Annotated in this window: 11 protein-coding genes; 4 read left to right on the forward strand and 7 right to left on the reverse strand. The window is 66.5% G+C overall.

The window, feature by feature from the left end; all coding sequences use genetic code 11:
• Positions 1 to 15 precede the first annotated feature (15 nt).
• The 4 genes from QZ408_RS05920 to QZ408_RS05935 all read right to left on the reverse strand — a co-directional run bounded on the left by QZ408_RS05920 (position 16) and on the right by QZ408_RS05935 (position 4,316).
• The gene (locus QZ408_RS05920; protein ID WP_292490296.1) at positions 16 to 1,896 is read right to left on the reverse strand and encodes an ATP-binding protein; all 1,881 of its coding nucleotides are present in this window, start codon (positions 1,894 to 1,896) and stop codon (positions 16 to 18) included.
• Between the two features lie 29 nt (positions 1,897 to 1,925).
• On the reverse strand, positions 1,926 to 2,462 hold the full coding sequence (locus QZ408_RS05925) for a HEAT repeat domain-containing protein (protein ID WP_292490297.1): 537 nt from the start codon (positions 2,460 to 2,462) through the stop codon (positions 1,926 to 1,928).
• A 26-nt stretch (positions 2,463 to 2,488) separates the two neighbouring features.
• The gene (locus tag QZ408_RS05930; protein ID WP_292490298.1) at positions 2,489 to 3,694 is read right to left on the reverse strand and encodes a HEAT repeat domain-containing protein; all 1,206 of its coding nucleotides are present in this window, start codon (positions 3,692 to 3,694) and stop codon (positions 2,489 to 2,491) included.
• 67 nt (positions 3,695 to 3,761) lie between these two features.
• Positions 3,762 to 4,316 carry a type 1 glutamine amidotransferase domain-containing protein gene (locus QZ408_RS05935; protein WP_292490300.1) on the reverse strand — a complete coding sequence of 185 codons (555 nt, stop codon included), beginning with the start codon at positions 4,314 to 4,316 and terminating at the stop codon, positions 3,762 to 3,764.
• Positions 4,317 to 4,480: 164 nt separating this feature from the next.
• Here QZ408_RS05935 and QZ408_RS05940 point away from each other — a divergent pair, with 164 nt between their 5' ends.
• A complete protein-coding gene (locus QZ408_RS05940) occupies positions 4,481 to 7,228 on the forward strand; it encodes an HAD-IC family P-type ATPase (RefSeq protein WP_292490301.1) in 2,748 nt (915 codons plus the stop codon).
• Between the two features lie 166 nt (positions 7,229 to 7,394).
• The gene (locus QZ408_RS05945; protein WP_292490303.1) at positions 7,395 to 8,675 is read left to right on the forward strand and encodes an ArsB/NhaD family transporter; all 1,281 of its coding nucleotides are present in this window, start codon (positions 7,395 to 7,397) and stop codon (positions 8,673 to 8,675) included.
• A gap of 12 nt (positions 8,676 to 8,687) precedes the next feature.
• Here QZ408_RS05945 and QZ408_RS05950 read toward each other — a convergent pair whose 3' ends face one another.
• The 3 genes from QZ408_RS05950 to QZ408_RS05960 all read right to left on the reverse strand — a co-directional run bounded on the left by QZ408_RS05950 (position 8,688) and on the right by QZ408_RS05960 (position 10,958).
• Positions 8,688 to 8,966, reverse strand: a complete 279-nt coding sequence (locus QZ408_RS05950; protein WP_292490304.1) for a HEAT repeat domain-containing protein — start codon at positions 8,964 to 8,966, stop codon at positions 8,688 to 8,690.
• A gap of 92 nt (positions 8,967 to 9,058) precedes the next feature.
• On the reverse strand, positions 9,059 to 9,319 hold the full coding sequence (locus tag QZ408_RS05955) for a HEAT repeat domain-containing protein (RefSeq protein WP_292490305.1): 261 nt from the start codon (positions 9,317 to 9,319) through the stop codon (positions 9,059 to 9,061).
• 313 nt (positions 9,320 to 9,632) lie between these two features.
• Complete coding sequence (locus QZ408_RS05960) at positions 9,633 to 10,958, reverse strand: glutamine synthetase beta-grasp domain-containing protein (RefSeq protein WP_292490307.1); 1,326 nt, start codon at positions 10,956 to 10,958, stop codon at positions 9,633 to 9,635.
• 127 nt (positions 10,959 to 11,085) lie between these two features.
• Here QZ408_RS05960 and QZ408_RS05965 point away from each other — a divergent pair, with 127 nt between their 5' ends.
• Positions 11,086 to 12,144 (forward strand): glutamine amidotransferase family protein, encoded by a 1,059-nt coding sequence (locus QZ408_RS05965; protein WP_292490308.1) that lies wholly within the window; start codon positions 11,086 to 11,088, stop codon positions 12,142 to 12,144.
• Positions 12,141 to 13,649: a glutamate synthase-related protein gene (locus tag QZ408_RS05970; protein ID WP_292490309.1), complete on the forward strand. Its 1,509-nt coding sequence runs from the start codon at positions 12,141 to 12,143 to the stop codon at positions 13,647 to 13,649. Before QZ408_RS05965 ends, QZ408_RS05970 begins: the two co-directional genes overlap by 4 nt.
• The last annotated feature ends 6 nt before the right edge of the window (positions 13,650 to 13,655 follow it).

A 13,655-nucleotide genomic window follows, 5' to 3' on the forward strand; every position in this document is an offset into this window, starting at 1 on the left:
ACCTATGGATTCTTCTCACGAACCGTCTGCCGCGAAGAGCGAGAATATGATGCGTGAACCCATCCCTTCACCGTCACTCTCGGCCCATATGCGTCCCCCGTGCCGCTCGACGATCCGCCTGCAGATGGCGAGGCCGAGGCCCGGGGAATCGAGTTCGTGGCGGGAGGAGTCGGCCTTGTAGAACTCGATGAACGCCCGGTCGAGCTGCTCGCGGGTCATGCCGATCCCGGTGTCCCTGACCGCGACGACAACGACCTCCTGCTCGCGGGCGGCGTCGATGGTGATGGTCCCGGTCCCGTTCTGCAGGTACTTGACGGCGTTGGCGATCAGGTTATCGAAGATCTCGCCGAGAAGGACCCGGTCGGCCCTGACGAAGATCCCCGACGGGACGTTGTTCTCGAGGGTTATGGCCTTCGCATTAAACGGGACCGCGTAGTTCCGGAGAATGCCGTTCAGTTCGGTGCGCAGGTTCAGCGGCTCAAGTTCGAGTTCGATGTAGAGGGAGTTCATGCGGGCCAATTTCAGGGTCTTCTCGACCAGGTCCTTCATGTAGGTGACGTTGTGGCCGGTGATCTCAAGGAGGCGCCGCAGTCGCGGGTCCTGCTCCTGCTGCAGGATCCGGGGTATGAGCGCGACCAGCGGGGTTAACGGCGTCTTGAGGTCGTGCCCGAGCTGCGATATGAATTCGTCCTTCTGGGTGAGGAGCTTCTCCACCTCGGCGGTCCGTTCCCGGACCATCTCATCGAGGTCCTGGTTGACGACCGAGAGCTGGCTTCGCAGCACCTCCAGTTCCCGGTTCTTGGCCTGGAGGTTGCCGGCAAATCCCTTGAGCGCCTCCTCCGCCTGGACCCGCTGGGTGATGTCGAGCCCGAGCTGCAACATCAGGCACGATCCGTCCGTGTCGGTGAACGGATAGGCGTGGACCTCGTAGGTCTTCCCGTTCGAGTGGTCCCACTCCCACCGCTGCGGGCTCTTGAGGGTGAAGACGAGCGTTCCCCGGCAGGGGTTGCAGGGCCTGCGGGAGCCGCGCTGCACCTCGTAACAGGTCCTGCCTCCCGGATCGCCGAAGGTCTCCCGGAACGCCCTGTTGGCGAACCGGAAGGTGTGGTCCTCGCTCTGCAGGGTGACGTAGGCGGGAAGGGTATCCAGGACCGAGAAGAGGCGGCGGCGCTCGGCGTCGAGAGCGGTCTCCACCTCTTTGTACCGGGTCACCCCCGAGACCCGGCAGGACACGATATCGTCATCGAGACAGCGTCCCGAGAGGGTGAACCAGTGCGAGGAGCCGTCCCGGCCGACGAACTGCGTCTCGACGACCGTGGTCTTACCGTCCGGTTTTGCCCGGGCAAAGAACTGCTCGCGGTCGCCGGCGTACGGCCAGATCCGTGAAACCGGCAGGTCCTGCAGGTCTCCTCGTGCGTAGCCCAGGGTCTCCGCGAAGTTCTCGTTCGCCTCCGCTACCGTGCCGTTCCCGCGCCTGATGAGAAACGCGCCGCCCGGAGCCCACTCCACGGCCTCCCGGTGGCGGGCCTGTTCTTCGCGGACCGAGTACCCGACGGTCGAGGCGAGCGACGCGAGAGCGATCATGGCGACGAAGGGGAGGAGCATCGCGAGAAGGGGGGAGACCGGTCCGGGGTATGCGCGCAGCGACGCGATGCCGAGGCAGGCGAACCCGAGCACGGCGGCAGCCAGAATCCCCTTTTCGCGGTAGTGGTAGCCGGCGAGTGCGGCGGAGAGGAAGAGGAAGGGCCAGAGGATGAGGCCGGTGCCGGGGGGCACCACGAAGAGCGCAGCAAGAACCGCGGTAAGTGAGGCGCCTGCGACCGGAACCGTTGCGTTTCTCCCGGGCCTCCCTCCCTGCAGGAACCGGCGGAGGATCTCCACTGTGTGAGGTGCCATCAGACCTTAGTGATCTGAGGGCCTCCGGATCATTTATGACTCTCGGATTTGTTGCCGCTCCTGCTCGCCTCCAGCGCCTCGGTGAGCGGCCCGGCGCCCGGCTCCCCCATCCTCCAGAGGAGGAGCGCAGCGCGTTCCTGCGTCTTCGGGTCCGGGTTCCGCATCAGGCGGAGGAGCGGTTCGACCGCCGGCTGCCCGATCTTGCAGATAGCCACCGCGGCGAACGGCTGGAGGGCAGGATCGGCGCTCTCGATGATGCCGATGAGGGGTTCAACGGCCGCCTCCCCGATCCCGGTCAGGGCCGCCATGGCGTACCGCCGGAAGTCGCGGTCCTCCCGGGCACGCATCGCCGCGAGGAGAGGGGCGATGGCAGGCTCCCCGATCTGCACCAGCGCCCGGGCGGCGTACCACCGGAGATCGTTGTCGCCGTCAAGCATCGCGGCAATCAGCGGCTCGACCGCCGCGCCCCCGCTCGCCCCGAGTTCGGCGGTCGCCGCCCGCCGCTCCGCGAGAGAGGCCTGCCGGAGGTCGGCAATCAGTTCATCGATCCGGGTCTCGTCAGTCATACCGTTGAGGTGCACCTTCGTCGGTGTTATGTCTTCCTGATGCTGCCGAGCGCCTCCCGGGCAGCCTGCCGCACCTCCTCCCGCCCGTCGTCGAGCGCCTCGATCAGGGCGTCGACGGACCCGGGATCCCCGATCTCCCCGAGGGCTGCCGCCGCCCCTCGGCGGACGCGCCAGTCGCCGTCGCCGAGCGCCGCAACAAGCGAGGCGACGGCGGGCCGCCCGATCTGGCCGAAGGCGGCGGTCACCCCTTGCCGGAGGTCCGTCTCGTCAGCCCGGATGGCCGAAAGAAGAGCGGGAATAGCAGGCTCCCCGATATCCCCGAGCGCACCCGCCGCCCGGTGCCGGACCTCCTCGTCCGGGTCGCGGAGGGCACCGATGAGGGCTGAGGCGGCGCCCTCACCCCCGAGCCTCCCGAGCGCCAGCGCCGCACCTCCCCGGACCCGGCCGTTCCCGGTGCGGAGGCCAGCGATGAGCACCTCCCGCGCGGGCTCCCCGATGGCCGCAAGCGCGAGGGCCGCCCTGCTCCTGACGTAGGCGTCCTCGTCGTCGAGCGCCTCCACGAGCGCCGGGATCGCCGCCGGGTCGCCGATATCCCCGAGAGCGACCGCGGCCATCCACCGGACATCCACGTCCTCGCTCTGCAAGCTCTCCGTGAGCGGCTCTACGGCCGGGGAACCCAGTCTCCCGAGCGCCTCCGCCGCCTTCCAGCGCACACCGCCCTCCGGGTCGCGGAGAAGGGCGGCGAGCGGCAGGACCGCAGCGGGCTCGCCCGCGTCGCCGAGGCACCCGGCCGCCTCGTAGCGGGTGTCCGGGTTCCGGCTCGACAACCGGGCGATCAGCCTCCTCGTATCCCGGTCGCACGCGGGTGCGCCGGGACCGGGCTCGCCGACCCGGAAATGCCTGCTCCCGGCCCGCCGGTCCGTGACCTCGAAGAAGTACCCGAGGACATAGGGGACGACGACGAACATCCCCGCACGCACGAGCGTATCCGTGCCCACGTACCCGGTGATGCCGTACTCGGCGGCGATGTGGAGCGCCGCAACCAGTATCCCCGCGTATACGGCACGCCGCCGGTACCAATACGCGGCCGGGATGAGCACGAGGTAGAGGAGGTCGGCATACGCGAGATCGACGCCGGCGAGTACGCGGGCGGCGACCCCCAGGAGGACGATCAGCCCCGCAGTCAGGACGATGATCGCGGGTCTGCTCCATACCGGTTCCGTGAACCTCATTTCAATGAATGAGGTGCGGTCGTAAAGATAAAAGGATATGCCGGGGTCCCCGCCCCGGCCCGTGGTCTCACCGCTGCCGCGCAGCCGCGGCCTCCACCTTCCCGCCGCCGGCCTCATCGAGTTTCTCAAGCGACGCCCTGATGAACGCAGGGATGTCGTCGGGGTTCCTGCTCGAGACCAGGTTGCCGTCGACCACCACCTCCCGGTCGATGTACTCCGCACCGGCGTTTTTGATGTCCTGGGCGATGGACTTCCAGCCGGTGATCCGGCGGCCCTCGAGGACCTGCGCCGTGATCAGGAGCTGAGGCGCGTGGCATATGCCGAGGACCGGTTTGCCGCTCCGGACGAACTCCCGCACAAACTCCACGGGCGCATCGTGGGCCCGGAGTTTGTCGGGCGAGTAGCCGCCGGGTATGAAGAGCGCGTCAAACTCGTCCACCGAGACGTCGGAGGCGGCGCGGTCGATAGTGACCTCCGCCTCTCCCTTCTTCCCGCGGACGGTCTCTCCGGCGGAGAGGCCGACGTGGACGAGATCGTGGCCGGCCCCCGAAAACGCCTCCGCGGGTTTTGTGTACTCGATATCCTCGAACATATCCGTTATCAGGACTGCTATTCTGCTCATCGTCATTCCTCCCCGGGCCTGGATCTCTGGCCCGACCACTGTGGAGCCCCTCCGGGGGATATAATGTTACCGGCGGGGTCCGGGCTATCCGCCCCTGCGGCCTTCCTGAGGGCGCCAAAAGGATATCTATACCTTTTTATAGCCCGGCGCAGAACCGGAAAAGTATGATCGTGCCGACTCAGGACCGGGACGAGGTTCTGCCCGGAGGAGGAAGGGCGCCGCCCGAATGGCATACCCTCTCTCCGGAGGAGGTCCGGCGCGAGCTCGGCACCGGCCCGCGAGGCCTCTCCGCGGAGGAGGCGGAGGCGCGGCTGAAGCGCTATGGGGAGAACGTCCTCCAGGAGGAGAAGCGGGAGACGCGTCTCCAGGTCTTTCTGCGACAGTTTGCGAGCATCCTGATCGTCATCCTGATCGTTGCGGCGGTGATTTCGTTCTTCGTCGGCGAACCCCAGGACGCCGCCGCCATCCTCATCATCGTCGTCTTGAACGCCATACTCGGGTACTCCCAGGAATGGCAGGCCGGGGAGGCGATCGAGGCGTTGCGGCAGATGCTCGTCCAGCGGGCCGTGGTCGTCCGCGGCGGGAAGCAGCAGGAGATCGACGCATCCGGGATCGTGCCGGGGGATCTCGTCGCCCTTGAGATGGGGGATCGGGTGCCCGCCGACCTCGCGCTCGTCGAGGCGACGTCGCTTGAGGTGGACGAGGCGCCGCTGACAGGCGAGTCGTCGCCCGTCGATAAGGCGCCGGGACCGCTCCCTTCCGGGACCGCGCTTGCCGAACGGAGCAACATGGTGTTTGCAGGCACGACGGTCGTCAATGGGTGGGGGCGGGGTGTCGCGGTCGCCACCGGGATGAAGACGGAATTCGGCCTGATCGCCGGCCTCTCCCAGCGGGTCAGGGCCGAAGCGACGCCCTTATCAAGGCAGATGGACGTCCTCGGCCGCGACATCGGGCTGATCGCCGTCGGCATCGCAGCGCTCGCGATCGTCGTCGGCCTTCTCCAGCAGCGGGAGTTTTTGGAGATGTTCCTCATCGGGGTCTCGCTCGCGGTGGCGGTGATCCCGGAGGGGCTCCCGGCGGTCGTGACGCTGACGCTCGCCATCGGGATCAAGAACATGCTGCGGCGAAACTGCCTGATCCGCCGCCTCCCGGCCTCGGAGACCCTCGGCGCAGTCTCGGTCATCTGCACGGACAAGACCGGGACGCTCACCAAAAACGAGATGACGGTCGTCCGGGTGAGGACGCCGGAGAACGAGGTGACGGTGACCGGGACCGGCTACGCCCCGGAGGGGGAGTTCCTCCGCGACGGGAGCGCCGTCGACCCCCTCGATGACCCGGGTCTCCGGCAGTTCCTGCGTGCGGTGCTCCTCTGCAACCACGCGACCTTCGCCGGCGACGGGGCGGGGGAGTGGCGGATCTTCGGCACGCCGACCGAAGGAGCGCTCGTGGTCGCGGCGGCGAAAGCCGGCCTCTCCCGGGAGGGGGGCCCCGAAGCGGTCCGGGAGTTCTCGTTCAACTCAACCCGGAAGCGGATGACGATCGTCTACCGGGAGGGCGACGGCGACGTCGCCTACGTGAAAGGAGCGCCGGAGGTGCTCCTTTCCCGCTCGTCCCGGCTGCTCCGGGACGGGTCGGTCGTGCCGCTCACCGACGACCTCCGCGACGCCATCCTCCGGGACCTGCGCGAGTACGCGTCGCGGGGGCTCCGGGTGCTCGGGGCGGCGTACCGCCCGCTCCCCGACGGCCTTCCCCGGACGGCGGAGACGGTCGAGGAAGACCTGATCTTCCTCGGGTTTGCCGGCATCCTCGACCCGCCGCGCCCTGAAGCGGCGGAGGCGATCCGGCTCTGCCGGAGCGCCGGCATCGACGTGATCATGATCACGGGGGACAACCCCCTGACTGCCTCCGCAGTCGCACAGGAACTGGGCCTCTCGAGCGAGGGGGCGCTCGTCGGGGCCGACCTCGAAGCGATGACCGACGACGAACTTGAGCAGCGGCTCCGGACGACGAAGGTGCTCTCCCGGGTCACGGCGGAGCACAAACTCCGGGTGATCGACCTCCTCGCCCGGGAGAAGGCGGTCATCGCCATGACCGGCGACGGCGTCAACGATGCGCCGGCGTTGAAGAAGGCGAGCATCGGGATAGCCATGGGCATCAAGGGAACGGACGTCGCGAAGGAGTCAAGCGACATGGTGCTCGTGGACGACAACTTCGCAAGCATCGTCGCCGGCGTCGAGGAGGGGAGGCGGGAGTACGACAACATCGCCCGGTTCACCCGCTACCTTCTCTCCTCGAACGTCGGCGAGATCGTCGCGATCGTCGGCGGGCTCCTCATGGGATTGCCGCTGATCCTCATCCCCGTCCAGATCCTCTGGATCAACCTGATCACCGACGGCTTGACCGCGCTTGCGCTCGGTCTCGAACCCGCCGAGCAGGACGTCATGCAGAGGCGGCCGCGGGATCCGGACGAGTCCATCCTCACACGATCCGCATTCCTGGTCATCCTCATCCTCGGGATATGGCTCGGCCTCCTGACCATCTACGTCTTCTCCGGCCTCTACGAGGTCGACCTCGACCGGGCGCGGACGATGGCGTTTTCCGGCCTGATCATCTTCGAGCTCTACAACGTCCTGAACTTCCGGTCGTTCCGGTTCCCCCTCCACCGGATCGGGTTCTTCTCGAACCCCACCCTGCTCCTTGCAATCCTCGGGAGCCTCGCCCTCCAGGCGCTGGTGGTCTACGTCCCGATCTTCCAGGACTTCCTCGGGACAGCACCCCTGACCCTCGCCGACTGGGGGCTGCTTCTCCTCCTCGGCCTGCCGGTGCTCCTCGTGGGGGAGGTCTACAAGGCCCTCCGGCTGCGGTTCGGGCGGGAAGGGCCGGACGCCGGAGAAAGACGGACGCCGGGCTGAACCGGGAGGGGTGGCGCGACCGGCATGATTATGAGGGAGGTCGCGCAAATCTAACTCCCGACAATTCATTCTTTTTGGGGAACCGTATGACCATTCGTCAATCTTTCACGGCATGCATAACCCTTCCTGCCACCTCCACCCCCAACCGTCGCCGGGGTGGCGAGGCGTGATCGGTCCGGAACTGATCGCCATCGCGGTCTTCCTCTTCACCTACGCGCTCATCATCGACGAGCGGATCCACCGGGCGGTGGCGGCGATGCTCGGCGCCTCGGTCATCGTCTTCCTCCACATCGTCCCGTGGGAGATGATCCCGGAGTACGTCGACCTCGGCACCATCTTCCTCCTGATGGGGATGATGATCATCGTCAACACCGCCCGCGGGAGCGGCCTCTTCGAGTATATCGCCATAAAGACGGCAAAACTGGCAAAAGGAAGTCCGATGCGGGTATTGCTGCTCTTCTCGCTCGTGACCGCCGTCATCAGCGCGTTCCTCGACAACGTCACGACAGTCCTCCTCATCACCCCGATGCTCCTCTACATCGCAAGCGTCATGCGGATCACCCCCCTGCCCTTCCTCATCGCCGAGATCTTCGCCTCGAACATCGGCGGGGCGGCGACGCTCATCGGCGACCCGCCGAACATCATGATCGGTTCGGCCGCCGGGCTGACATTCAACGAGTTCCTGGTCAACCTCGCCCCCATCATGGCTGTCAACCTCGTCGTCGTCATGGGGATGCTCGCCCTCATCTACAGGAAGGAACTCCACGTCTCACCCGACGAGAAGGAGGGGATCGAAAAGACGTTTGCAGGATTAAACGAGCAGGAGGCTATCCGCGACCGATCGCTCTTCAGGAAATCGGTCATCGTCATCGCGCTCGTCATCGGGATGTTCTTCGTCCACGACCAGCTCGGCCTGGAACCCGCCCTCGTCGCCCTGATCGGTGCGTCGATCCTCCTCTTCTGGAGCCGGCAGCCCCCGGAGGAGATCTTTGAGAAGATCGAGTGGCCGGCCCTCTTCTTCTTCGGCGGGCTCTTCATCGTCGTCGGCGCTCTCGTCGAGACCGGCGTCATCGCGACCGTCGCCGGGTTCGTGGTCGAGAGCGTCCACTCGCCGGGCGAGGCCATGCTGATCATCGCCTGGTTCTCGGCGCTCGCCTCTGCGATCGTGGACAACATCCCCCTCACCGCCACCCTGATCCCGCTCATCCAGGATATGGGTGCGTCGATGGACACCTACCCGCTCTGGTGGGCGCTCTCGCTCGGCGCCTGCCTCGGCGGGAACGGGACGGCCATCGGGGCGTCGGCAAACGTCGTCGTGCTCGGGATCGCGGCGCGGAACAACCTCTTCATCTCGTTTGTGGAGTTCCTGAAGGTGGGGATGCTCGTGCTCTTCGTCACGGTCGCGATCGGCACCGCCATCCTCTGGCTCAACTTCGTCGTCCTGTGAGCCCGGGGGTGTCTACCAGGGCGGCGGGGGTTTGGGTCCCCTGACCGCCTCGACCTCCTCGATCCGGCCGACCACCCATTTGTACGCGGTCGCGGCCGCCTCCCGGGCCGAGGGGCTCGGGTCTTCTCTTCGCATCCGGTCGAGCGGTTCTCTCGCCTCCGGGTCGGCGATCGTCCCGAGGGAGAGGGCCGCCTGCACCCTGACAAACTCGTCGGCGTCGTCGAGAGCCCGGATCAGCCCTGCGACGTCCCGGGCATCAAGCATGGTGTCGATATCGTCCAGTGTTGCCATAGCGGTCTCCTGATTGCCGTTTGCGTTGACGTTCCCGGCGGTATATATGCTTTTCCGGCGATGGCCCTCCCCGGGGGACGAGCCCGCACCGGCTACGTCTTCAGGAGCAGGCTTTCCACCGTCTTCTTCTCCGCGAGCCTCCCCGCCACCAGGGCGTGCGCAACCGATGCGGCCCGCCGGACCTCCGTGTCCGGGTCCGAGAACTTCAACCGCTCAAGCGCCTCGAGCGCCCGCTCGTCGCCGACGGAGCCGAGGGCCTCGGCCGCGGCCTGCCGGATCCCCGTGTCCGGGTCCGAGAGAGCCCCGATCAGCCCGTTGACATCCCGCTTCCGTCGCATTGTGTCGATATCCATACTCTGCGTCATAATCCTTCCCGGCTGGCTGGTATGGCGCATTTATGGCCTGCCCCGTTAAGAACGTTGCGGAGAACGACTTCCCCGAAGGGTGTGACGGTTCATAGAACCGGAGCTTGAGAGACCCGAAGGGTTTCGAGTGATACCGGCAGGCTGGAGATCCGCCGTACCGGTGACCTGCTGCCGTTCGGCCCGAGCGGGGCATTTTTCTGACGATACGGCCTCGCGCGAAGCCGCGAAGGATGCGAAGAGAAAATCCTGCGCCCGGAGAGGGGCAGGGGGCGGAACTACCCGGTGCTCCGGCTCCGGGCCATCAGTACGTCGCAAGGTAGCGCTCGAGCTCCCAGGGGTGGACCGCCGCCCGGTAGGACTCCCACTCGGCTTGTGCAACGCTCGTGAGGGCGTCGACGACGTGGGGGCCGAGCGCCGTGCAGATGAGGTCGTCGGCAAGCAGGGCCTGGTGGGCCGCGTAGAGGTCCCCGGGGAGCGTCTCGATCCCGTTGTGGTCCCGTTCGGCGGCCGTCATGTGGTAGATGTTCTTGTGAACATCGGTCGGAGGCTCGATCCCCTTCCGGACACCCTCCATCCCGGCCGCGAGCATCGCAGTGAAGGCAAGGTAGGGGTTGCAGGTCGGGTCGGGGCTCCGGAACTCGGCCCGGGTGCTGTTGCCGCGGGGCGCCGGAATCCTGACGAGGGCCGAGCGGTTGCTTGCGCTCCAGCTGACGTAGCAGGGCGCCTCGTAGCCGGGGACGAGCCTCTTATAGGAGTTGATCGTCGGGTTCGCGACCCGGGTGACGGCCCTGGCGTGCCGGAGGAGGCCGCCGACGAAGTGCATGCAGGTCTCGGAGAGCTGCAGGGGGGCGTCCGGGTCGTAGAACGCGTTCGCCCCGTCCTTTTCGAGCGAGCAGTTGGTGTGCATCCCGCTCCCGTTGATGCCGTAGATCGGTTTTGCCATGAACGACGCGTGCAGGCCACGCATCAGTGCCATCGTCTTGACCGCGAACTTGAACGTGATGACGTTGTCTGCGGTGTGGAGAGCGTCGCTGTACTTGAAGTCGATCTCGTGCTGGCTCTCCGCGACCTCGTGGTGGGACGCCTCGATCTCAAACCCCATCTCGGTGAGGGCGATGATGATCTCGCGCCGGAGATCCTCCGCGAGGTCGGTGGGGGCGAGGTCGAAGTAGCCGCCGACGTCCTGGAAGAGCGTGGTCGGTCCGCCGTCGATCATCCGGAAGAGGAAGAACTCGAGTTCCGGGCCGGTGTTGAAGACATATCCGTCCCGTGCCGCATCATCCATCGCCCGCCGCAACACATAACGCGGGTCGCCCTCGAACGGTTTACCGTCCGGTGTGCAGACATCGCAGATAAACCGGGCAACCCCGTTCTCCCTGGGCCGCCATGGCAGGAGGGCATAGGTGGAGAGGTCGGGTTTCAGGACCATATCGGACTCCTCGATCCGGACGAACCCCTCGATCGACGACCCGTCAAACCCGATACCCCCGGTCAGCGCCTTTTCCGCCTGCTTCGCCGGGATGGCGACGTTCTTGGGCATACCAAGGAGGTCGGTGAACTGCAGGCGAAGGAAGCGGGCGTTGTCCCGTTCGATACGCTCGAGCATCGCTGAGATCTCGGAAGGCATGTAGAAGGAAGATTCCTTCCAATGTTATTTATACATTGTGATAACACACTTAGCGGAGCGTTCCCCGACCACCCCGGACCCCCGGAGAGATGCAGATACGGGAGGGGAGCGGTCGACCGTGATGGCAATGTGCGGCATAATTGGCGTAATGGATAGGAAGCGCCGGACGATGGATGGTTCCGGCATCCGGCAGGCTCTCTCCATGATGAACGAGCGCGGCAGCGGCGAGGGGGCGGGGTATGTAGCCTACGGCATCTACCCCGACTACCGGGATTGCTACGCCCTCCACGTCTTCTTCGACAACCCTCGTGAGAACAAACCGGCCCTCGACGCAACGCTCGCGCAGTGGGGGACGATCGAGCACGACGAGGTGATCCCCACCTGCGACCAGCCGAACCTCCGGGCGATCCACACCCCCTGGCGCTACTTCTTCAAACCGGACCCCGCCCTCGCGGTGCCGGGCGGCGCCACCCAGAAAGACGATATCGTCAGCACCCTCGTGATGCGGGTCAACGCCGCCCGTCGCGGCGCACTCATCGTCTCCTCCGGGAAAGACCTCGGCGTCTTTAAGGCAGCCGGCTGGCCCGAAGACGTGGCGAACTTCTACCGGATCGAGGACTACGAGGGCTACACCTGGCTCGCGCACAACCGTTACCCGACAAACACCCCCGGCTGGTGGGGCGGCGCACACCCGTTCAACCTCCTCGACTGGAGCGTCGTGCACAACGGCGAGATCACATCGTACGGGACCAACCGGCGCTACATCGAGAGCTTCGGCTACACCTGCACGATGTATACCGACACCGAGGTCGTCGCCTACCTGATCGACCTCCTGGTGCGGCGGCACGGGCTTGACGTCGATCTTGCGCTCCGGGCGCTCGCTCCCCCCTTCTGGGAAGAGATCGACCGGATGCCCGATGCCGGGCGGGAGTGGAACGCCGCCCTCCGGCTCGCCTACGCACCCGCGATGATGAATGGGCCGTTCGCCATCGTGGCCGCGAACCCCGACATAATGGTCGGGTTCACCGACCGGAGCAAACTCCGGCCGATGGTCGCCGGCGAGTGCGGTGACCGCCTCTATATCTCAAGCGAAGAGGCGGCGATCCGGGCGATGGAGCCCAACATCGAGTCGATCACCATGCCGGCTGCAGGCGAACCGGTGATCGGGAGGATCGACCCGGGATGATCGGGAGCCTTCCCCCCCGGTACCGGGTCAGCGCCGACCCCGTCAGGTGCATGGAGTGCGGGCGGTGCATCGAGAACTGCTCTTACGGCGTCTTCCGGTGGGACGGCGACCGGATCCTCATCAACTCCCGGAACTGCACCGCCTGTCACCGCTGCCTCGCCTGCTGCCCCCGGGACGCCATTATGCTCGAAGAGCACCCCTGCGATTACCGGAGCCACCCCCTCTGGACCCGCGAGGCCCGGGAAGCGATCTACAACCAGGCCCGGACGGGAAAGATCATCCTCGCCGGGATGGGGAACGCTCTCGACTACCCGGTCATCTTCGACCGCCTGGTGCTGGACGCCTGCCAGGTCACGAACCCCAGTCTCGACCCGCTCCGCGAGCCGATCGAACTGGTGACTCACATAGGAAAGAAACCGGCGAAGCTCGACCTCCGGCGGCGGGAGGGCGGCGACATCGAACTCCGGACACCGCTCACCCCGAACCTCCGGGTCGAGACCCCGATCCTGATCGGGCATATGAGTTACGGGGCGATCAGCCTCAACGCCCAGGTAGCGATGGCCCGGGCGGCAAAAGAGGCTGCGACGTTCATGGGAACCGGGGAGGGCGGACTCCACGCTGCCCTCCACCCTTACCAGGACCGGATGATCGTCCAGGTCGCCTCCGGGCGGTTCGGCGTGAACATCGACTACCTGGAGCGCGGCGCCGCTGTCGAGATCAAGATCGGCCAGGGGGCGAAGCCCGGGATCGGCGGGCACCTTCCCGGCGAGAAGGTCTGCGCGGAGATCTCCAGAACAAGGATGATCCCGGAAGGGAGCGACGCGATCAGCCCTGCGCCGCATCACGACATCTACAGCATCGAGGATCTCGCCCAGCTTGTCCGGGGCCTCAAGGAGGCGACGGAGTGGAAGAAACCGGTCTTTGTGAAGATAGCAGCCGTCCACAACGCGGCCGCGATCGCCGCCGGCATCGCCCGTTCCCAGGCAGATGCCGTCGTTATTGACGGGTTCCGCGGCGGGACGGGTGCCGCGCCGCGCGTCTTCCGCGACCACGTCGGCATACCGATCGAGGCGGCGGTCGCAAGCGTCGATGCAAAACTCCGCGACCAGGGGATCAGGAACGAGGTCTCGGTCATCGCAAGCGGGGGCATCCGGGGGAGCGCCGATGTCGCGAAGGTGATCGCCCTCGGCGCCGACGCGGTCTATATCGGGACAGCAGCCCTTGTGGCGATGGGGTGCCGGGTCTGCGGGAACTGTTACCGGGGGCTCTGCCCCTGGGGGATTGCCACCCAGCGCCCGGACCTGGTCGAGCGCCTGGACCCGGATATCGCGGCAAAGCAGGTGACGAACCTGATCCGTGCGTGGACGCTCGAACTCGCCGAACTGCTGGGCGCTGCCGGGATCAACAGCATCGAGAGCCTGCGGGGCAACCGCGACCGGCTCCGGGGGTACATGCTGGACGAGAGCCTGATGCAGGTGCTCGACGTGAGATCGGTGGGGGCGTGAGGTCAG

It is taken from the genome of Methanoculleus sp. 10, assembly GCF_913757945.1.
Classification (GTDB): domain Archaea; phylum Halobacteriota; class Methanomicrobia; order Methanomicrobiales; family Methanoculleaceae; genus Methanoculleus.